The organism is Pseudoalteromonas sp. PAB 2.2 (assembly GCF_001938575.1).
GTDB classification, from domain to species: domain Bacteria; phylum Pseudomonadota; class Gammaproteobacteria; order Enterobacterales; family Alteromonadaceae; genus Pseudoalteromonas; species Pseudoalteromonas lipolytica.
This window is the reverse complement of record NZ_LYPI01000008.1, coordinates 539,471-559,857: the sequence shown is the minus strand read 5'-3', so window position 1 is coordinate 559,857 and position 20,387 is coordinate 539,471. Positions and strand designations below refer to the sequence as shown.

Annotated in this window: 20 protein-coding genes; 11 read left to right on the top strand and 9 right to left on the bottom strand. The window is 42.1% G+C overall.

Annotation, left to right across the window (positions count from 1 at the left end):
• Positions 1-36: 36 nt before the first annotated feature.
• Positions 37-624 carry an inner membrane-spanning protein YciB gene (locus BWD47_RS06540; protein ID WP_036969278.1) on the bottom strand — a complete coding sequence of 196 codons (588 nt, stop codon included), beginning with the start codon at positions 622-624 and terminating at the stop codon, positions 37-39.
• Positions 625-816: 192 nt separating this feature from the next.
• Here BWD47_RS06540 and BWD47_RS06535 point away from each other — a divergent pair, with 192 nt between their 5' ends.
• Positions 817-1,086 (top strand): HU family DNA-binding protein, encoded by a 270-nt coding sequence (locus BWD47_RS06535; protein ID WP_065979805.1) that lies wholly within the window; start codon positions 817-819, stop codon positions 1,084-1,086.
• Positions 1,087-1,223: 137 nt separating this feature from the next.
• A complete protein-coding gene (locus tag BWD47_RS06530; protein WP_036968990.1) occupies positions 1,224-1,796 on the top strand; it encodes a type 1 glutamine amidotransferase domain-containing protein in 573 nt (190 codons plus the stop codon).
• Between the two features lie 215 nt (positions 1,797-2,011).
• On the opposite strand, the gene trpA is transcribed toward BWD47_RS06530, so the two are convergent.
• From trpA to BWD47_RS06500, 6 genes are read right to left on the bottom strand one after another with little or no spacing between them, the layout of a single operon-like run.
• Positions 2,012-2,824, bottom strand: coding sequence for a tryptophan synthase subunit alpha (trpA, locus tag BWD47_RS06525; protein ID WP_036968988.1), 813 nt, complete (start codon positions 2,822-2,824; stop codon positions 2,012-2,014).
• A complete protein-coding gene (gene trpB, locus BWD47_RS06520) occupies positions 2,821-4,005 on the bottom strand; it encodes a tryptophan synthase subunit beta (protein WP_036969276.1) in 1,185 nt (394 codons plus the stop codon). Before trpB ends, trpA begins: the two co-directional genes overlap by 4 nt.
• Before the next feature lie 7 nt (positions 4,006-4,012).
• Positions 4,013-5,377: a bifunctional indole-3-glycerol-phosphate synthase TrpC/phosphoribosylanthranilate isomerase TrpF gene (gene trpCF / locus BWD47_RS06515; protein WP_075593668.1), complete on the bottom strand. Its 1,365-nt coding sequence runs from the start codon at positions 5,375-5,377 to the stop codon at positions 4,013-4,015.
• A complete protein-coding gene (gene trpD / locus BWD47_RS06510; protein WP_074988339.1) occupies positions 5,370-6,389 on the bottom strand; it encodes an anthranilate phosphoribosyltransferase in 1,020 nt (339 codons plus the stop codon). Before trpD ends, trpCF begins: the two co-directional genes overlap by 8 nt.
• Before the next feature lie 9 nt (positions 6,390-6,398).
• Positions 6,399-7,004, bottom strand: a complete 606-nt coding sequence (locus BWD47_RS06505; RefSeq protein WP_075593667.1) for an aminodeoxychorismate/anthranilate synthase component II — start codon at positions 7,002-7,004, stop codon at positions 6,399-6,401.
• Positions 7,004-8,572, bottom strand: a complete 1,569-nt coding sequence (locus BWD47_RS06500; RefSeq protein WP_075593666.1) for an anthranilate synthase component 1 — start codon at positions 8,570-8,572, stop codon at positions 7,004-7,006. The genes BWD47_RS06505 and BWD47_RS06500 overlap by 1 nt, the downstream gene beginning before the upstream one ends.
• Positions 8,573-9,009: 437 nt before the next feature.
• Here BWD47_RS06500 and BWD47_RS06495 point away from each other — a divergent pair, with 437 nt between their 5' ends.
• The 5 genes from BWD47_RS06495 (at position 9,010) to BWD47_RS06475 (ending at position 12,642) form a co-directional block, all read left to right on the top strand.
• The gene (locus tag BWD47_RS06495) at positions 9,010-9,849 is read left to right on the top strand and encodes a PHP domain-containing protein (RefSeq protein ID WP_075593665.1); all 840 of its coding nucleotides are present in this window, start codon (positions 9,010-9,012) and stop codon (positions 9,847-9,849) included.
• 9 nt (positions 9,850-9,858) lie between these two features.
• Positions 9,859-10,482 (top strand): L-threonylcarbamoyladenylate synthase, encoded by a 624-nt coding sequence (locus tag BWD47_RS06490; protein ID WP_036968977.1) that lies wholly within the window; start codon positions 9,859-9,861, stop codon positions 10,480-10,482.
• 8 nt (positions 10,483-10,490) lie between these two features.
• Positions 10,491-11,324, top strand: a complete 834-nt coding sequence (locus BWD47_RS06485; RefSeq protein ID WP_268260788.1) for a segregation/condensation protein A — start codon at positions 10,491-10,493, stop codon at positions 11,322-11,324.
• A 183-nt stretch (positions 11,325-11,507) separates the two neighbouring features.
• Entirely contained in the window at positions 11,508-12,062 is a 555-nt protein-coding gene (locus BWD47_RS06480; RefSeq protein WP_036968975.1) for a cytochrome b, read from the top strand.
• Between the two features lies 1 nt (position 12,063).
• On the top strand, positions 12,064-12,642 hold the full coding sequence (locus BWD47_RS06475) for a YceI family protein (protein ID WP_036968973.1): 579 nt from the start codon (positions 12,064-12,066) through the stop codon (positions 12,640-12,642).
• A 21-nt stretch (positions 12,643-12,663) separates the two neighbouring features.
• Here the strand turns inward: BWD47_RS06475 and BWD47_RS20330 are convergent, their stop codons facing one another.
• Both BWD47_RS20330 and BWD47_RS20325 read right to left on the bottom strand, forming a co-directional pair.
• Complete coding sequence (locus BWD47_RS20330) at positions 12,664-13,080, bottom strand: hypothetical protein (RefSeq protein ID WP_305954739.1); 417 nt, start codon at positions 13,078-13,080, stop codon at positions 12,664-12,666.
• Between the two features lie 45 nt (positions 13,081-13,125).
• Positions 13,126-13,527, bottom strand: a complete 402-nt coding sequence (locus BWD47_RS20325) for a hypothetical protein (RefSeq protein WP_305954738.1) — start codon at positions 13,525-13,527, stop codon at positions 13,126-13,128.
• A gap of 629 nt (positions 13,528-14,156) precedes the next feature.
• On the opposite strand from BWD47_RS20325, the gene BWD47_RS06465 reads away from it, so the two are divergent.
• The 4 genes from BWD47_RS06465 (at position 14,157) to BWD47_RS06450 (ending at position 20,364) form a co-directional block, all read left to right on the top strand.
• Complete coding sequence (locus BWD47_RS06465) at positions 14,157-14,729, top strand: dienelactone hydrolase family protein (RefSeq protein WP_075593664.1); 573 nt, start codon at positions 14,157-14,159, stop codon at positions 14,727-14,729.
• A 47-nt stretch (positions 14,730-14,776) separates the two neighbouring features.
• A complete protein-coding gene (locus BWD47_RS06460) occupies positions 14,777-15,718 on the top strand; it encodes an acetoacetate decarboxylase (protein ID WP_143474478.1) in 942 nt (313 codons plus the stop codon).
• Positions 15,719-15,727: 9 nt separating this feature from the next.
• Positions 15,728-17,956 carry an NAD(P)-binding protein gene (locus BWD47_RS06455; protein WP_075593662.1) on the top strand — a complete coding sequence of 743 codons (2,229 nt, stop codon included), beginning with the start codon at positions 15,728-15,730 and terminating at the stop codon, positions 17,954-17,956.
• 143 nt (positions 17,957-18,099) lie between these two features.
• The gene (locus BWD47_RS06450; RefSeq protein WP_083422848.1) at positions 18,100-20,364 is read left to right on the top strand and encodes a TonB-dependent receptor; all 2,265 of its coding nucleotides are present in this window, start codon (positions 18,100-18,102) and stop codon (positions 20,362-20,364) included.
• Positions 20,365-20,387 lie beyond the last annotated feature (23 nt).

The window sequence follows — 20,387 nt, the reverse complement described above, 5'->3', positions numbered from 1 at the left end:
TTTACGTTACCAAGCTAAGACGACAGTTTTATGACATTACAGTTCTTTCGTATCGGTGTTTTCGTCATCTTCGGGTAAGTATTTGAACAGCAGGATAATGGTCGCAAGTACGCAAACAAAGGTGATACCCATTAAACCAAATACTTTAAAGTTAACCCAAAAATCGAGTGAAAAATTATAAGCAATATAAATATTAAGTGCTGAGATACCCGCTGTAACAGCCACCCAGAATAAATTTAGTTTATTCCACAAGGAGTCGGGAACAATGACTTCTTGTTTACTTTCTGAGGCATTTTCTAAAATTGAACTCAATGCTTTTTTTACGAGGTTTTTACCAAGTACATAACGGCTAAATAATAAGGTGAAACTTAAAATTGCGTATACAATTGTGGCTTTCCATTTTACAAATTGCTCATCATGGAAAACTAACGTTAATGTTCCTAGCACGACGGCAATAGCAAAAAAGACCCAGTGGCGAGTCGGTACTTTACCTTCCTTAAAATAACAATACGCAACTTGTATCAAGGTAGTTAGCATAAGTACTGCTGTTGCCCAGTAAATATCAACGAGTTTGAAAACCGCAAAAAACAGAATCAGCGGAATATATTCAATAATTGCATGCATAGATTTTAAAATGCTCTCATTTAAAAAGATAATGGGTTGTATCAATATATTGGCTAAGATACAAGGTTGACTTAGCTTTCCTTAACGCTTAGCCTGCCGAGCCAATTTAACCTAAACCCGTGTTTAGGTTGTTTTACCTTATCTTTTTCCGCTTAACCTTAGATGATTAAGCGGCGTATTTTGGAGCAGTTTATGAATAAAGCCGCCTTAGTGTCACAAATGGCAGCCCACAGTGAATTAACTAAAAAAGACACCCAAGCAGCGCTGAATAGTATGTTAAATGCCATTGAAAAATCACTCTCAGAAGGTGATCAAGTACAAATTAACGGGTTTGGTACCTTTGCTTTAAGTTATTACCCAGCACGTAAAGGCCGCAATCCACAAACGGGTGAAGAAATTGAAATTGAAGGCGCAAATAAACCTGTTTTTAAGCCTGCTAAAGCCTTAAAGGATATCCTTTAAGTAGGATTTGCAAAGGCACTGTAGTATTTACAGAGCTTGTCGCAACTCATTGAATTTAATTTCAATAATATCAATGCATTAAGCTTGGCATGTTGTCTGCTTTTACTGGTGTAGTTTCACAGTAATAAGGAGGTAACATGTCAGATTTAAACAGCCAACTTAATGGTAAAAAGATTGCAATTCTAGCCACCAATGGCTTTGAACAAAGCGAACTACTGTCACCACGAAGCGCTTTATTAGAAGCTGGGGCGCTAGTCGAAGTGGTATCTCTTGAACGTGGGGATATTACAGGCTGGAATGAAAATCAATGGGGGGAGCGTGTCACTGTAGACCGTGTTGTGAGTGAAGCTGATTCAACGGAGTATGACGCGTTATTACTGCCAGGTGGATTATTTAATCCAGATACGTTACGACAAGATAGCGATGCAAAAGCATTTGTGGATGGCTTCTTCAGTGCCGGTAAGAACAAACCGATTGCGGCGATATGCCACGGCCCATGGTTATTAGCCGAGATTAACAAATTACGTGATCGGAAAGTGACCTCTTATCCGAGCATTAAAACCGACTTAATCAATGCTGGTGCCAATTGGGTTGACCAAGAAGTGTGTGTCGACGAAGGGATTGTAACAAGCCGCAGTCCTGCTGACTTAGAGGCGTTCAATCGTAAGTTTATTGAGGAAATAAAAGAAGGCGTTCATCGTCATCATTAGTCATAAGCAGCAAAAAAGGGCCACAGGGCCCTTTTTTAATATTGGTTGCGCGTTATACCATTCCGCAAAAATACTTAATCATTTTGAGTGATTAAACCAGTCGCTACCTACGTTAAAAATTTCTGATTTAGAACAACTAAATAACTAAATTTTTGCCTTGTTATCAACGCGGTTTTATTGCCTCAAAATAGACCACTTAATTAAGCGGAATGGTATTACTTCGTTGCCGCTTTCATACTGGCAACAAACGCCTTTAAACCACTTAGCATTGCTGCTTGGTCGTCAAGGTTTGCTTCGATGATTTTTACAACCGCAGAGCCTGAAATTGCACCAGCAGCACCCGATTCAAGCGCCGATTTCACATCGTCAGGTGTTGATACACCAAAGCCGAGCAAAGCAGGGGCTGCATGGTACTCTTTTAACTTTTTAACCAATGAATCAGCAGGCATTTGTGCTTTGGTTTCAGTGCCCGTAACCCCCGCGCGTGAAAGCAAGTAGGTATAACCACGGCCATAAGATGCACACTGACGTAAGGTGTCGTCATCGGCATTCGGGGTTGCGATAAAAATTGGGTCAATGCCATTTTTCATCGCCGTTTGACGAAACAGCTTTGATTCGTGCAGCGGCACGTCAGCCACTAAAATTGAATCAACACCGGCGTCTTTTGCATCGTGATAGAACTTTTCGATGCCCCGTTTAAACACAAGGTTTGAATACAGTAATAAACCGATGGGAATGTCGGCATTGTATTCACGTACTTGTTTAATAATATCAAAACAGTCTTGGGTATTTATGTTCTCATCAAGTGCGCGAATGTTCGCTGCTTGAATAACTGGGCCATCGGCAATTGGATCTGAAAACGGGATACCTAGCTCAAGCGCATCTGCGCCGCCATCTATCAAACTTTTGATGATTTCAACACTGAGCTCTTTATTAGGATCGCCAATGGTGACAAAGGGCACAAACGCACCTTGGTTTGTCTCGTTTAATGTGGCGAACATGTGTCCGTAACGATTAGTTTGGCTCATAGCGCGCCTCCTTCTGATAAAACACTGTGAACGTGAGCCAAATCTTTATCGCCTCGGCCACTTAAATTAACCACTAAAATTGTGTCTTCGGTTTGTTGCTCGGCATATTTCAGTGCATAAGCCAGTGCATGACTCGATTCTAGCGCAGGGATGATCCCTTCATTTTTAGCAAGGAGCTGAAATGCTTCAAGTGCTTCGGTATCGGTAATACCGACGTACTGAGCTCGGCCTGTTTCATGTAAATGAGCGTGTTGAGGACCCACCGCAGGGTAATCAAGGCCAGCAGAAACAGAGTAAGACTCTTCAATTTGGCCATCATTATCTTGCATAATGTACGTATAGGTGCCGTGTAAAATACCTTTCGTGCCTTTACATAAAGTAGCACCGTGCTGGTGGGTATCTAAGCCTTTACCCGCAGGCTCTACACCAATGAGTTTTACACTTGGCTCATCGATAAAATCAGTGAACATACCAATGGCATTTGAGCCACCCCCTACACAGGCTAATACGGCATCAGGCAAACGGCCTTCTGCTTTTAATACTTGCTGTTTTGCCTCTTCGCCGATCATTTTTTGGAACTCGCGAACCATGGTCGGGAATGGATGCGGACCTGCTGCTGTACCTAGCAAATAATGGGCATCTTTGTAGTTTGCAGACCAATCACGAAGTGCTTCGTTTACTGCGTCTTTTAACGTACCAGAACCGGCTGTAACAGGTATAACTTCTGCGCCCATTAACTTCATACGAAACACGTTAGGCTGCTGACGCTCAACATCTTTTGCACCCATATAAACGCGGCATTTTAAACCAAGTAGGGCACACGCAAGTGCTGTTGCAACACCGTGCTGACCAGCCCCTGTTTCTGCAATCACTTCTTTTTTACCCATGCGTTTTGTTAATAACGCTTGGCCCAGTACTTGGTTGGTTTTGTGTGCACCACCGTGAAGGAGATCTTCACGCTTTAAATACAATTTAACCTTGGGGTTTTTTATTAAGTTTCGGGTTAACGTTAATGGCGTTGGACGACCTGCGTACTCATTCAATAATTTTTCAAATTCTGCCTGAAAAGCAGGATCGTTTTGTGATTTATTAAACTCTGCTTCTAATTGCTTAAGTGCTGGTACAAGCAGTTGTGGTACGAACATACCACCAAATTCACCGAAATAAGCTGGATTTTGCATTCTAACCTCAATAATTTCTGATATGCGAAAACGCATTGTGTAATTTTGTTGGGCATTTTTTACCTGCTGACGCTTCTACGCCAGAATTTAGGTCAAGCCCCTTGGCACCGCGATAAAGCGCTGCATGAATATTCTCTGGATTTAAGCCGCCCGCTAACATAAATGGCACTGTGGCTGTGTCTAATATTGACCAATCAAAGGCTTCGCCAGTGCCACCTTTTTGGGTTTTGCTGTATGTGTCGTATAAGTGGCGGTCAACCCCTTCAAGTGGTTTTGGTAATGTGCCATTTACCGCTTGCGCTTTCCAAATTTCACAGCCAAGTGGCAACTGCTTTCTGAGACTTTGAATATACTCGCTATTCTCATCACCATGTAATTGGACGGCGGCTAATTTTAGGCTTTGTGCGTAGTCAACGACTTGTTCAAGTGGTGCGTTAACAAACACGCCAACATAGGCAAGCGGGGCACTTTGTGTCACTTGTTTTGCGCAGTCAATATCAACATAACGAGGCGATTTAGGGTAAAAAATTAACCCTCCATACACCGCACCACTTTGATAAGCAGCCTCAGCATCTTGTGAACGGGTTAAACCGCACACTTTATTTTCACCTAAAATCACCTTGCGGCAAGCTGCGTCTAAATCGCGTTCAGCCATGAGTGAACTGCCAATTAAAAAACCGTCACATAAAGGAGCAAGGCGTTTTACATCGTTGTGTGTGTATATACCAGACTCTGAAATAACTACTTTGTCGTTTGGTATTAAGGTGCGTAAGCGTTCAGTGGTTGCCAAGTCCGTACTTAAATCACGCAGGTCTCTGTTGTTAATGCCAATCAAACGAGCATTCAGTGCAAGTGCACGGCTCACTTCTTCTTCGTTGCTAACCTCAGTCAGCACCGACATATTTAAAGTATCTGCGACGTTATGCAGTGCTAAGTATTGATCATCATTGAGTACTGACAGCATTAATAAAATGGCATCACCGCCTGATAACCGTGCCAAATACACTTGGTACTCATCGATGAAAAAGTCTTTACAAATAATCGGTTGCTCAACCTGACTGCGCACATACTCAAGGTAGTGATAGCTTCCTTGAAAATATTTCTCGTCGGTTAATACGCTTATACAGGTTGCGTATTTTTTATAGACCGCTGTAATTTCATCTAAGTTAAACGGTTCACGGATAAGCCCTTTAGAAGGCGATGCTTTTTTACATTCTAAAATAAATTGTGTGCCTTTTGCTGCCAGCGCACCTTCAAAATCACGGGTGGTTGGCACAACATCCGCAATGAATGATGTAAGTGGACGCTGTGCTTTTCTGGTTTCAAGTTCGATACGTTTGTCGGCAACAATTTTGTCTAATACGTTAGCCATGACTTACCTCAATAATTGCGTTCAATGTGTTCATCGCGCTGCCAGATGCTAACAACTCGGTTACGTGTTTTGCGGCTGTTTTTAAGTCGCTTGCTTTGCCTGTTAGGTAAAGTAGCGCTGCAACGTTGGCAATAATGGCTGCGTTGTGAGCGTCTTCCCCTTGGCCTTGTAAAATCGCTAAACTGGCTTTCGCATTATATTCTGGGCCTTGACCTGCTAATTGTTCAAGTGAATAGTTTGCAAGACCAAAATCGTTTGCTGTCAGCGTGTACTCGGTTAGCTTGCCATCATTGAGCTCAACGACGTTGGTTTCGCCGTGTAGCGCAATTTCGTCGGTACCGGCTCCATGCACTACCATAGCGCGTTGCGTGCCGAGGGTTTTTAGGGTTTCGGCCATCGGTAAGCAAAGAGATGCATCGTAGACACCAAGCAATTGCACGTGGGGGGCGGCTGGGTTGGCAAGCGGACCTAAAATATTAAAAATAGTGCGGCTTTTCAGGGCAGTACGTACCCCCATCGCATGACGCACACCGCTGTGATAATGCGGGGCAAATAAAAATGCAAAGCCAGTGTTTTCTAAGCATGTGGCAGCTTGCTCTGGGCTCATATCAATATTGATGCCCAAGGCTTTTAGTAAATCAGCTGACCCCGAGTTACTCGATACGCTACGGTTGCCATGTTTTACCATATTGATACCCGCGGCTGCGGCAACAATGGCAGCCGTGGTACTTATATTAATCGTATTTGAGCCATCGCCACCGGTACCGCAGCTATCGGCTAACAGTGTTTTACTGGTGGTAAATGGCACTGCGTTGGCGCGCATAGATGCTGCAGCGCCAGCGATTTCGTCGCTCGTTTCACCTTTAAATTTTAACGCGATAAGTGCAGCAGTTAGCTCTATATCATTTAATTGGCCATTCATTATTGCATCGAATAAGGCACTTGATTGCTCAAACGATAAGTGTTGATTGGCCAATAATTGGTTTAACGGGGATAGGGTTGTTGCTTCCATGTTATTCCTCTACTGCACGCGTGCGGTTAAAAACTCAATACTTTGCTGTAATAGCAAGGCGCCGTTTGGCGTTAAAATCGATTCTGGATGAAACTGGTAACCAAGTGCATTATCTTGCGGGTGATAAATTGCCATTGGAATATTTTCATACGAGGCTATGACATCGACTGCGTCTGGCACTTTAGTTGCCATGAGTGAGTGATAACGCGCTACTGGCATTTTTTCACCCATCCCTGCAAATACAAGGTGATCAGACAACGCAATAATCGACGATTTACCATGTACGGTTTCACCTGCATGGCCAATCACGCCACCATAACTTTGTGTTAATGCTTGTTGGCCTAAACAAATACCTAGCATTGGGAAACGTCCCTTACAAAGCTCTATTAATGCCATTAAGCAGCCCGCATCTGAGGGGGCTCCCGGCCCAGGTGATAACACGAGTAATACTGGCACAGTTTCTTGGCACATTTTGTTATAAATGCTTTGTGCACTGATATTGTTACGGTATACCACTAACTCGCACCCTAACATAGAAAGTTCATCGACTAAGTTATAACTAAATGAATCAAAGTTATCTAAAAAGTAGATTTTATAGGCTGATGGTGTGTTCATTATTGTGCCTCATAAGTCGATTGAATTGCGGTAATCACTGCTTGTGCTTTAGCGCGCGTTTCATTGGCTTCTGACTGCGGGTCTGAATCAAACACCACGCCAGCACCTGCCTGTACATAAGCCATGCCGTTTTTCACAAAGGCTGAGCGAATTACAATACAGCTGTCCATCGCACCATCACCGGTTAAATAACCAACTGCACCACCGTAGCTACCACGGCGCTTTTGTTCTGTTTGACGTACAAGTTCAGCGGCTCGTACTTTGGGAGCACCGACTAAGGTGCCCATATTCATACATGCTTGATACGCATGCAGGGCATCAAGTTCAGGTTTTAATGTACCGACCACGCGTGAAACTAAATGCATCACTTGTGAGTAGCGGTCTACTTTTAATAGCTCTTTGGCATGGCGTGTACCCGGCACGCTTATGCGGGCGACATCGTTACGGGCTAAATCAACCAGCATTAAATGTTCAGCGCGCTCTTTTTGGTCGTTACGTAGTTCAAGTTCAATGCGGCTGTCTAAATCTGGGTTTATTTGTCCATTGGCAAATTTACCGCGTGGGCGAGTACCTGCAATTGGATACACTTCAACTTGCTTGCTATCAACACAATATTTAAGTGCTGACTCAGGCGATGCACCAAATAACACAAACTCTTCGTCGCGCATGTAAAACATGTAAGGACTGGGGTTTTGTTGCTTAAGTTGGCTGTAGGCATGAAGTGAATCTGGGCAGGCAAGAGAAAAAGTACGTGATGGTACGACTTGGAAGATATCGCCATCGACAATGTTCTTTTTTAATTTGATGACATGCTCGCAGTATTGCTCATCGCTGACATCAACCGAGACAGGGCTTGCACCGCTTTGCTTTTGTCCTTGGTATTGCGCTGCGTTGTCACATACGCTGTTCAAGCGTTCTAGCTGCTGACCGACTTCGAAGCAGTTGGCGTGCACTTCTGGGCCGTTAAACACATTACCAATCAACTCGGTGGTTTTGGCTTGATGGTCAATTATCACAAGTGTTTCGGCTAAATAGAAAACATAGTCTGGACAGCTGTTTTCACCTTCAGGTACGTCAGACAGCGTTTCAAAATTTGCGACCATGTCGTAGGCAAACACCCCGCCAAGAAAGACTGAAAAAGGGTTGTCTGTGGTGCTTTTTATACTGTTTATACAGCTACGAAGAGCGCTAAAAGCATTGTCGGCAATTAGTTTGCTGGCTTCGTCAATATCGCTCGCTACTTCGTTGTAGGTCAATGTGAGTGTGTCTTCAATAAGCACTGCATCGCAGTTTTGCACATGGCTTTGTAAATAAGGTAGTAATTGTTTGCCGTTATTTGACTGTGCTGTCAGTGTGACGTGTTTACCATGGCAAACAATACGTAGCGCTGAGTCAACCAAAATTAGGCTTTTGACACTGTCTTTAGAGTCAATTTCTGCAGACTCTAACAGCAGTGAATTAGGTTTATCGAGTAAACTGTATAACGCAAGTGGGCTACTAATGTAGTCACGCACTTGAGTGATACTGGTTACCTCACCCGGTGTCGTTGTTATATGACTAAAAATCAAACCTTATTCTCCCTCATTCCCAATAATAAAAACCCCGCAAAGCGATGCTTAAGCGGGGTTCGTATAATAATGTCTATAAATTAGATAGACCCTTACCGTCCCGCTAAGCCAGGCGCCACCACCAATGATGTGTAAGAGTTGCTATGTTATTCATTTATAAAACCTTAAAATTTAGATATAAAAAAACCCGCTACATGAGCGGGTTTTGAAATCGTATAGACACGACAATTCGTCACCCGCTAGTTACGAGTGCCACCACCAAATTGTGATTTGAATTGTTTTGTTCATTGTTATTTCTTTTTCAACGTGTCTTAAAGTGCATACAGTAAAGCGTACCTGAGCCGATACTGTCAAGCATTAATTTACAACAATTAGTATAAAATCTTTGTTATACTCCTATCAATGATTCAAGAACTTACGTTAAGCAGTCTTTTCCTTTGATAAAATACGATTTACATAGCCACACCACATATTCTGATGGTCAGCTATCAGTCGAGCAACTATTACACCGCGCGGTTGAAAAAAATATAGATGTGTTCGCAATTACCGATCACGACACATTGGCGGCGATAGCCCCTGCACGTGACATCATTGCGAATGACGATTTACCGCTTAAATTAATTGCCGGTGTTGAAGTGTCAACTAAGTGGGAAAGCTTTGAAATTCATATTGTTGGTTTAAATATCGACGATGAGAATGAAGCCTTGATTTCGCTATTAAGCTCGCAACAGGCGAAGCGTGAAGAGCGTGCTATCGAGATAGGTCATCGCCTCGCAAAAAATGGCTTTGAAGGTATTTATGACGAAGCGAAAGCATTTGCCGACAATGCCCAAATTACCCGCGGGCACTTTGCTCGCGCACTCATTGAGCGCGGCGTAGCCAAAAACTTTCCAGGTGTCTTTAAAAAATACCTAGGCCGTGGCAAAACAGGCTATGTACCAAGTTGCTGGTGCGATATGCAAACGGCGATAGCGGCTATTCATCAAGCGGGTGGGGTGGCTGTTCTGGCGCATCCTGGTCGTTATCAAATGTCGAATAAGTGGTTGCGTAAGTTGATAGTCGAGTTTAAAAACGCGGGGGGCGATGCAATGGAAGTTGCACAACCCCAGCAAGCACCGAGTGAACGCCAGTTTTTAGGTGAGCTTTCTAGAGAATATGATTTACTCGCCTCACAGGGGTCAGACTTTCATTTTCCTACAAGCTGGTTGGAGCTGGGAAAAAATTTATACTTACCCAAAGATTGCCAAGGTGTTTGGCAAGCGTGGGAAGGGCAATAGGAGTGTGTAATGAGTCAGTTTTTTCATATCCATCCAGATAATCCACAACCGAGATTAATTAGTCAAGCTGTTGATATTATTAAACAAGGTGGAGTTATCGTGTACCCAACTGATTCGGGTTATGCGATTGGTTGCAGTATTGGTAATAAACAAGCAAAAGAGCGCATAGAACGTATTCGAGGCATTGAAAAACACCATAATTTTACCTTGGTATGTCGCGATTTATCTGAGCTCTCAACATATGCACGTGTAGACAATCAGCTGTTTAGGCTGATTAAAAATAACACACCAGGACCGTACACCTTTATTTTTAAAGGAACCAAGGAAGTTCCTAAACGTTTACTAAACGAAAAGAAAAAAACCATTGGTATTCGCGTTATTGAACACCCGATTACATGTGCCTTATTGGCTGAATTAGGGGAGCCGTTGATGTCGTGTTCCTTAATTTTACCGGGTGAGCAATTCACCGAAGCTGATCCCGATGAAATTCGTGATCGCATCGAAAAGCAAGTTGATTTAATTATTCATGGTGGTTATCTTCCTGAACAGGCCACTACAGTGATTGATTTATCAGATGATGATATCGAAATTTTACGTGTTGGTTGTGGCGATACTAAACCGTTTGAAATATAGAGACATCATTGACAAGCTCAGAGCGTAATGCCCCAAACGACATACAAGAGCCAGTGCAGCAAAAGCTGCCACTGGCTTTTTTGCATGGTAAAGCGGTGGTCGACAAGCCTGAAGATTTATACATTCCACCCGATGCACTTGAGGTTATTTTAGAGACCTTTGAAGGTCCGCTCGACTTACTCTTGTATTTAATTAAAAAGCATAAATTAGATGTACTAGAGCTGTCGATTTTTAGTATTACGGAACAATACGTTCGCTATGTTGAAATGATGAGTGAGTTTCAACTCGAGCTTGCGGGTGAATACCTAGTGATGGCAGCCTTGTTAGCACAAATTAAATCACGATTGCTGTTACCAAAACATGAGGAACTGGAAGAAGACGACGATCCGCGCGCAGAGCTAGTCAGACGCTTACAAGAATACGAGCAATTTAAAAAAGCAGCAGAAAACCTTGACGAGATCCCTCGAGAAGGTCGTGATATTTTTGTAGCAGAGGCATTAGCCCCCGAGTTTAGCGAGCGTGAAGCGCTATTACCAGACGTCGAAATGAAAGACTTATTACTTGCATTAAGCGATGTAATGGCACGTGCTAAAACATTTGAACATCATCATATCACCGCAGAAGCACTGTCTACTCGTGAGCGCATGAGCTTAATTTTAGACAAGCTATCCGAAGCCCAATCACAATTACCATTCCATACGCTGTTTACCGTTGAAGAAGGCCGAAGCGGTGTCGTTGTAAGCTTTATCGCTATGCTAGAGCTGGTAAAAGAAAACCTCATAAGCTGCTTTCAAGTTGATGCCAATAGCCAGATTTACGTAGGGCTGGTGGAAGAAAGTTAAAGTTTAAAGCTGTCAGAGTTTAGACACCCGTTTTACTGAGAGAAGCTTTTAATCCACTAACCACTGACTATTCTAATGTTACTTGTGCGTATACGCACAGAAGCTGTTTGTTTTACGCTATTTTCATTGTATTACAGCTGAGCTAAGCTGTGTTTAGTTTCATGGTTCTCATGGGAAATGAGTATGTTAAAGAATTCAAAGTCAAGTTACGGCTGGGTAGCTATCTTACTTCACTGGTTAATGGCACTTGGAGTATTTGGTCTGTTTGGCTTAGGTGTCTATATGGTTGAGTTAACCTATTACGATACGTGGTACAAAGGCTCTCTTGATTTACACAAAAGCGTTGGCATTACCTTAGCTGCTTTATTATTGTTTCGATTTGGCTGGCGTTTATTAGGCACGCAACCAGACCCTGTTGCAGGAAGCTCTAAAGCGGTAAACATGGCTGCGCACTCTGTACATAAATTAATTTATTTAGCCCTTATTGTCATTGTTACATCTGGCTACTTAATTTCGACGGCTGACGGCCGTGCGATCGACGTATTTAACTTATTTGCTGTTCCGGCTTTACCCGAGTCGGTGGCTAATCAAGAAGATATTGCAGGTAAAATTCACTTTTATGCCGCGTATGGGCTTATAGGTGTTGTTGTTTTACATGCTTTAGGGGCACTAAAACATCATTTTATCGATAAAGATAAAACCTTAATTAGAATGATCAAACCATTGAAGGATGATTAATATGAAAAAATTATTATTAAGCACAGCACTAAGCGCTGCACTTTTATCTACAGCGAATGCAAATGCCGCAGACTATGTGATTGATACAGACGGTGCTCACGCATTTGTTACATTTAAAATCAAACATTTAGGCTATAGCTGGTTACACGGTCGTTTTAATACGTTTTCAGGTGATTTTAGTTACGATGACAAAGCACCGGATGCATCAAAGATCAATGTCACTATTGACACAAAAAGTATCGATTCGAACCATGCTGAACGTGATAAGCACTTACGTGGTAAAGATTTCTTAAATGTAGATAAATACCCTACAGCGACGTTTAAAAGCACATCAATCAAGTTTGATGAAGAAGGCGATGAAGCCGATGTCACTGGTGAGTTTACACTTAACGGTGTAACAAAAACGATTACTTTTGAAATTGATAAAATTGGCGAAGGTAAAGATCCATGGGGTGGTTACCGTGTTGGTTTTGAAGGTGAAACAAGTTTAAAACTGGCTGATTATGGTATTGATTACAACTTAGGCCCAGCATCAACTCATGTTGATATTGGCCTGTTTATCGAAGGTATTCGTAAGTAACGACTACACGAAACGTGCCGCTTAATGGGCGGCACTTTCATTTCTATCTCTTAACCTTTTTTCTAAGATTGGTTTTAAGTTATCTGGCAACCATCGTACTAAGATATCTTCAAAACTTTGTGTATGCGCTATTTCCTCCAGCGCTTTATCTAACAAGGTAATCATTGCATGGCCTTGTTCATTGTTTGTGCAGCCAATATAACCAACACTTAATTTAGGCGCTTCAGAGAGTGTTAGTTGGGTTAGTTCATTCTCGAATCCCATCGAGTGCGCCAAATAATAATGTTCACTTGGGTATCCTAATAAAATATCAATGCGCTTTTTGTGTAGCATATAAGTTAAGCTTGCAAGGGTATCGCGGCCTGGTCTTGAGATAATATTTGCATCATGGCTTGAGTTAATTACGTTATCTATATTACTGCCAAATGAGCGGCTCATTGATACACCTAATGCAAGGTGTTTGTCGTTAAGTAATGACTTTAGTTATACCGGCTTAGAGGGATCTAAATTAAGTTTTTCAATTAGCTCTTTACGAATCGCAAAGGAGGGTGACAAACCTACAGTGGACGTGTGTGTTGTAAATGCAATGTGTTGTTTGCGATGTTCGCTTTGATATAGAGACAACATGCAGTAATTATTGTGTGGATTTGATAGCTCATGAATGGCACGACTAGCAGGCAATAAAGTGCGTGTGAAAGTGTAATCGGGTAGAGCATTTTTAAGCAGTTTAATGACACTTTCGTCACGTCCCATGCCTTCGTAACGGTCATTCATTATGTAGTAGGGGGCAAAATCAACTACGATCCATTCAATCGTTTTAGATTGATTAGTTGCATTTGCAAAAGGGCACAAAAAAAATAGTAAAAAAAACCATGCCAAACGCATTTTCACTACCTATTCGTAGGTTAAAAATATAAGTGTAGCAGGAATTTAGATAAGCGTACGAAAGTTAAAAACTAAAACGCCAGCGTGGTATGCTGGCGCTTTTTCGGTTTGGGTTTAGTTGGCCTTTAACCATTTTACAAATTGGCGTGCATCGCTCGCCTTTTGGAAGATGGCATTCTTTAGGCCTTGCGTGTCGCTAAAAATTACACGCTGTTTGTTAACCGAAATTGATTGCACTGGATGTGCTATTTGGATCAAAGATCCATTGTATTTGTATGACATAATAAAACTCACTCTTTCTTTTTGTCAGTGTTCTGTAGAGCTTTGTAAGGGAACTTATAATACAGACTGACATTTGTTGTCTTGCCTACAGTGTTGACTATATTTGTGACAGTTTGGTGATAATTTTAAAATTCATCAAAATGTCATTGAGTCACACAGGTGCAAATATTTATACGAATATGCGGGAATTACTGGATCAAGGTAAGGGGTTAACCGCGAGGTTTATAAAAACCAGACGAGTAGACTACTGCAATAAATATTTAAACGCAAGTATTATTTTTCTGGATGTTTATTAGAAACACGCGTATTCTTTACGGGCACAATAATAACAACACAGAAGTACATAAATGAACTACCTTTTGGTGTCAGATATATTCGGAAATACAGCACATTTATCACAGCTTGCGCAGCAGCTTAGTGGCAAAGTCAGTTTGTGTGAACCTTATTTAGGAGAAATACAAACACCGGTTTCTGAGCACGTTCAATATCAACACTTTTTGAATCAGTGTGGTCACGACACCTATCTTGAGCGAGTCTACATTAAAATGGCCGCTGTTAAGCGACCAACTACGATCATTGCCTTTAGTGCGGGAGCATCAGCAGTTTGGCGAGCGCAAGCAGAATTACAAAACCCCTACATAAAGAAAATTATTGCATTTTACCCATCACAAGTTAGAAATCACCTTGATTTATCGGCGACAGTGCCTTGTCAGTTTATTTTTGCGCACAGTGAAGCACATTTTGATATTGAACCGGTGGTGGCTACACTCAGAGATAAACCGAATGTCAGCTGTGAAGTATCACAGTATGCCCATGGTTTTATGAACCCGTTATCTGATAATTTTGATCATGCTGGTTACCAAGCATATATAGAGCAACTTTTCACCAAAAAATGCAATGAACAACTTGTAACGAACTAGTAAAACTAGTCTATAGTCATGAGTAAACAACAATTTAGTTAATGACTATGACTAACCCATATAAATACTGCCATTTTTTATCAAACCCCGTTGCTAAGCCGCCATGCCGCATGATTAACGCGGCAATGTATGGTTTTTTCGTGTCTGCTTGTGAGCAAAAAATGCAGCAATATGTCGATGCGACACTCAATACAGTTGCAAATGATTCTGTGTCATTCAATGTGTTAGGCAGTGTGTGTTTACTCACGTTTACTGATATTGAAAAAATATCGTCTCTGACCCCTCCGTTTTCTGAACAGGGCTGGATGCAAGAAACCGACATTATTATTTGGTTACCTGTTTCTAAAGTGGTTAATGGTGATATTGCCCACCTGTATTGGTATCCCGCCTTCATTAGTGTGAATAATATTTATGCGCTAATAAATGGGCGTGAGGTATGGGGTTACAACAAATATTTATGTGACTATGACATGCCCACACCGGCGAACAAAACATCACGTTTTTCAATTTCATTGCCGTGTTTTGATGTGTTCTCGGCTAATTCAAAGCTTGCAATGCATGAACTATTATCAATTGAACAAGACAATATCAACACATCAGAAAACTTATTAGATAACCTTGCTCTTTTTTCGAAGCGAGTGGCTGATTTTTTTGATGATGAAGTTAAAGGCGTGGATTTTTCATTAATTAAGCAACTGTTTGAGGGGTTTATTCACCCGCAAATGGATCAAATATTGTTTAAGCAATTCCCAGATGGAGAGGGTACAAGTGCCGTTTATCGCTCTGTTGTGCATTCTCCATCAGTGATAAAAAAAATTCACCAACTTAAGTTGTTAACTAATAATTTTACCCTTGATGTGAAGTCAGTAGCGAGTTTTCCGTTGCACGATATGTTTGGTATTCAATTAGGAAGCCAAGCGGTACATTTGCCTTTTTACATCAATATGGACTTTGATCAACTTGGCGCAAGCCAGGTTTTACCTGCGTAAAGGATGACCATGAGCAAAGAAAAAATCACAATCGTAGGGGGTGGCGTTGCTGCAATGACTGCCGCGGTGTATTTAACCGAGCAAGAAGATTGGCAGCAACATCGCGAAATAACCGTTTATCAACAAGGGTGGCGCTTAGGAGGTAAAGGCGCAAGTGGTCGCAATCAGCACTTTGGTCAACGTATTGAAGAGCATGGCTTGCATGTGTGGTTTGGTGCTTATGTAAATAGCTTTCGCACTTTGCAAGGGGTCTACAATAATTTGGACAGGCCAGCGAGTTCCCCGCTTGCAACTTGGCAACAGGCGTTTAAGCCGCATAGTTTTATTGCATTACAAGAGTTTATCGATAACGAGTGGCAAACATGGCCGATAGATTTCCCAACCGTTGCGGGTAATCCAGCAGATGGAAGCTTGGATATTACAGTGTGGGATTTTGTTACGATGACACTGGCTTGGCTGAAAAAATGGACCGAAGACATTGAAGATGTCTGTGAGCAACACGCAAAAACCACATTAGTTACTAAAAAGCCACGAGATCAGTTTTTACTAAAGCACCTCTATCAGCAAATAAAAGCGAATATTGATACTCAGGTTACCTCGGCAAAACAGTTTATTGATGACATTGAATCGGATGCGGCCGAGATTATCTCCACTCCTCGCTCTTTACTTACGCACTTACAACAGTTTACCGCACAGCAAACAACCCACACAGACAAGCAAGCTGATCGTTTAGTGATTTGGTATATCGTTCGCAAATTAAAGCGTTGGTTTAAAGAGCAAGTAATAGAGTTACTGGATGATAATGCACAACTGCGCAGGCTATATATTTGTGCCGATCTGGCTATTGCTATGCTGACAGGTCTGATAAAAGATAAAGTTTATCGCGATGGTTTTGGGGTAATTAATTGTTATGATTTTCGTCAATGGCTCGAAAAAAATGGTGCAAATAGAGCCTATAGCGTTAATTCTGCTCCTGTACGAGGTTTTTATGACTTGGTGTTTGCATACCCCAATGGCGACTTTAACAAGCCTAATGTTGAGGCCGGTGTTGCAGCACTTGCCATGCTAAGAATTGGCCTTTGTTATAAAGGGGGAGTGATGTGGAAAATGCAAGCAGGCATGGGAGATGTCATTTTTGCTCCTATTTATGAGCTACTCAAAAAACGCGGTGTAAAATTTAAATTTTTCCACCAGCTTACACAATTAACGCCGGGTCAAGATTCTCATGGGCAAGCTGTGGTATCGCATATTGAACTGCGTCAGCAGGTCAGCTTAAATTCGGGTGAATATGCGCCGCTTATCAATGTAAAGCAGCTGCCTTGTTGGCCAAGTGAGCCGCTCTTAGACCAAATAAACCCGCTACAAGCGCATTTGTTGCAAGAATATCAGGTTAATTTAGAGTCGTTCTGGAGTGACTGGCCAGAAGTATATGAAGCGCATTTTAAGCAGCCACTTCCAAGTCTTACGTTAGTGCATGGAGTTGATTTTGATACCCTAATATTGGGGGTATCTGTTGCTTCGCTTGAGCATGTGGCGGCAGATTTGCTTAGCGACGATAATGCCCTTGCTTTACAAGCAAGTAAAGTGAAGAGTGTTGCGACACAAGCTTGCCAAGTTTGGTTGAATAAAACTGATCAACAACTCGGCTTTACCGATACCAATTCGGCTCAAGAAGGGCCTATATTAAGTGGTTTTTTTGAACCCTTCGATACATGGGCTGCAATGAGCAATCTCGTTGACAAAGAGGCGTGGCCAGACAGTGATCCGCCCGTTAATATTGCCTACTTTTGTAGCGCTTTTACGTGTGAGCATTATCCACCCGCTACGGCACATCATTTTCCTGAGCAAATGAAAGCTGAGGTGAAACATAATATGCAGTATTTATTCAGCGTTGATATGCAAGCATTGTGGCCGCACGCTTATACCAATAATAAGTTTGACTGGCAGGTGTTTTACCAAGATCCACACAGTATTTTGCCTGTTTTAGAGCAACAGTATTGGCGGGTAAATATTGATCCCAGTGAGCGTTATGTACTCTCTGTTACAGGGTCGAGCAAATTTAGATTAGCGACTGATGGCAGCCACTATAAAAACTTACGCCTTACTGGCGATTGGATAAAAACAGGCGTTAATGCTGGCTGTGTTGAAGCGGCGGTGATGGCTGGCATGCAAACGTCACGCTCACTCTGTGGCTTTCCAAGTCAAATTAGCGGCGAACACGCTTTTGAAAAAGGGTAATGTTTAGTCAACAGCGACTTTAATGTGACATAAAAGCCGTTAACCCTCTGCTTTTTATGCGACTTTACAGCGTTGTTTGGTCTATACTTACTGGAAATTACAATAATTTAACATACGTCCCTCTTTTTAAGGTCTAAAAACGAATGAAACGTCCTTATCAATTCAATCCTAAACTCACTATGCTTGCGAGTAGCTGCTTAGCGGCATGTGTCATGGGTAATGCCTCAGCGCAAAATACAGAGGCTGAAAAGGACATGGAAGTTATTAGTGTCTATGCACAGAAGCGTCCGCAATCAATTCAAGACGTCAGTGTTGCGGTAAGCCAAGTGAATGGCGAACTTTTAAAAACGCAGCATTTTAAAGATTCAACCGAAATAGGGTTATTTGCACCGAACGTGAAAATAACGCAAAACGCGGCCGAGGGCACACCTCCCGCCGTCAGTATTCGGGGAATTGGCTTACTTGATTATAATACTGCGAATACATCGCCTGTAGCTATGTACCTTGATGGCGTGGCGGTTGGTTCGGCAAATAACCAAATTATTAACCTGTATGACGTAGAGCATGTTGATATTTTGCGTGGCCCGCAAGGCACGTTATTTGGTCGAAACTCAACCGGTGGGGCAATTTTAATCCGCACAAATAGGCCTGAGTTTGAGCAAGCAGGGTCGTTAACACTGGGTATTGCCAACAATAACGCCAGTAGCTTAGAGGGGATGTGGAACCAACCGCTGGGCGATGAAACGGCGATGCGGTTAGCATTCAATTATCAAGATTATGACTATTCGACACAAAATAATTTTTCTGCATCACCGACCGCGGGCATGGAGCAAAAAAATGCACGGCTGTCACTGTTAAGTCAATGGGATAACGTAGAGCTTTACCTGCAAGCACATATTGAAGATTGGGATGGCATTTCGCAGCCAGTGGGGAGTATCGGTATTATAGCAAACCCATTAACGGGTGAATTATGTTCGCCAGCCGATGCGGGTTCAACACGGTGCTTTGATAGCTTTGGGTTTAACGATGGGAGTGACGACTTTTTTACTGTGAGTGTTAATAATGACTCACCGCATAAATCAGACGGCTATGGCTTTATCGGCGAATTAAATTGGCAGTCGAGTGATAACACAACGGTGACCTCCGTAAGTAGTTTTAATAATTTAGAGCGAAGCCATGCATTTAATTGCGATGGCTCACCAGCTAGGTTGTGCGAAGGAGTGTTAGGTTTAGACACCCATTTATTCAGTCAAGAGTTTAGGGTCCTTAATGAATTTACTCATTACACGCTGACCAGTGGGGTGTATTTTGCTGATGAAACGATTAAGCAAGATAACATCAATGATATTTTACGCGACTTTCGTGGTATTTTGCCTGCAGATTTAACGGCCACATTTTATTACGATAATCATATCGATACACAAAACGTAGCGCTATTTAGCCAAATTGAAGTGCCATTAGCCACGCGTTGGTTGCTCACTGCGGGTCTACGTTACGATTATGAATCACTTGAATACAGCTCTACATCAACCTTAAATGTGGTAGTCAACCCCAATGATTTAGCAGGGGTTTTAGTGCCATTTTACACGGTTTCTGATAAGCAATCCGATAATGGCATTACCGGTCAGTTTGCTCTCAATTATACGTATTCTGACACAGCGAACCTGTATTATCGTTTTGCTAATGGCAGCAAAAGTGGCGGGTATAATGGCGGCTTTTTATCATCTGAAGAACAAGCAATCTTAGCTGATTACGGCAAGGAGCGTTTAAATGCCCATGAGGTTGGCCTGAAAACGTATTGGCCGGAACAACGGTTACGAATGAGCTGGGCTGCGTTTTATTATGATTATAATGACCAGCAAGTGTTTATGAATCAAGCCTCTGAAACACCGCAAATGCCGCCTGTTCAATTGCTTGAAAATGTAGCCGACTCTATAATTTATGGTCTCGAAAGTGAAATAAATTATCAGCCCACCCAACAACTCGCTATGCAGTTATCAGTGGGCTATATTCCTCATGCCGAGTACGAAGAGTATGTCGATCCATTGGGTAATAGTATCACCGATAATCAATTACCTTTTACTTCAAAATGGGATGTATCGGCAGGGTTGCAGTATGATACGCGGTTAATGAATAACCCGTTTTCAGCCAATGTGATGGTTGACTATCAGTCAGCATTTTACTTTGATCAAAATATGAACCCGTACGCCCGTCAAGAAAGCTACAGCCTTGTTAATGCACACTTTAAATATGATGTAGATAACTGGTCGTTTATATTATGGGGAAAAAATCTATTTGATACAGAGTACAGTCAGTTAAAATTCGATTTGAGCTCATTTCTGGGTATGTTAGAAGACTTTAAAGGAGAAGGGCGACGTTATGGCTTTGATGTGGCTTTTCAATTTTGATGATTTATGACTTTTGTTTATTA

Coding starts and splice junctions, on each gene's coding strand:
- trpCF (WP_075593668.1), bottom strand. CDS start 5,377: ATGGCTAACGTATTAGACAAAATTGTTGCCGACAAACGTATCGAACTT.
- BWD47_RS06505 (WP_075593667.1), bottom strand. CDS start 7,004: ATGAACACACCATCAGCCTATAAAATCTACTTTTTAGATAACTTTGAT.
- BWD47_RS06480 (WP_036968975.1), top strand. CDS start 11,508: ATGTTAAAGAATTCAAAGTCAAGTTACGGCTGGGTAGCTATCTTACTT.
- BWD47_RS06475 (WP_036968973.1), top strand. CDS start 12,064: ATGAAAAAATTATTATTAAGCACAGCACTAAGCGCTGCACTTTTATCT.
- trpA (WP_036968988.1), bottom strand. CDS start 2,824: ATGAGCCAAACTAATCGTTACGGACACATGTTCGCCACATTAAACGAG.
- trpB (WP_036969276.1), bottom strand. CDS start 4,005: ATGCAAAATCCAGCTTATTTCGGTGAATTTGGTGGTATGTTCGTACCA.
- BWD47_RS20325 (WP_305954738.1), bottom strand. CDS start 13,527: ATGCGTTTGGCATGGTTTTTTTTACTATTTTTTTTGTGCCCTTTTGCA.
- BWD47_RS06450 (WP_083422848.1), top strand. CDS start 18,100: ATGAAACGTCCTTATCAATTCAATCCTAAACTCACTATGCTTGCGAGT.
- BWD47_RS06490 (WP_036968977.1), top strand. CDS start 9,859: ATGAGTCAGTTTTTTCATATCCATCCAGATAATCCACAACCGAGATTA.
- BWD47_RS06460 (WP_143474478.1), top strand. CDS start 14,777: ATGACTAACCCATATAAATACTGCCATTTTTTATCAAACCCCGTTGCT.
- BWD47_RS06530 (WP_036968990.1), top strand. CDS start 1,224: ATGTCAGATTTAAACAGCCAACTTAATGGTAAAAAGATTGCAATTCTA.
- BWD47_RS20330 (WP_305954739.1), bottom strand. CDS start 13,080: ATGAGCCGCTCATTTGGCAGTAATATAGATAACGTAATTAACTCAAGC.
- BWD47_RS06465 (WP_075593664.1), top strand. CDS start 14,157: ATGAACTACCTTTTGGTGTCAGATATATTCGGAAATACAGCACATTTA.
- trpD (WP_074988339.1), bottom strand. CDS start 6,389: ATGGAAGCAACAACCCTATCCCCGTTAAACCAATTATTGGCCAATCAA.
- BWD47_RS06455 (WP_075593662.1), top strand. CDS start 15,728: ATGAGCAAAGAAAAAATCACAATCGTAGGGGGTGGCGTTGCTGCAATG.
- BWD47_RS06540 (WP_036969278.1), bottom strand. CDS start 624: ATGCATGCAATTATTGAATATATTCCGCTGATTCTGTTTTTTGCGGTT.
- BWD47_RS06535 (WP_065979805.1), top strand. CDS start 817: ATGAATAAAGCCGCCTTAGTGTCACAAATGGCAGCCCACAGTGAATTA.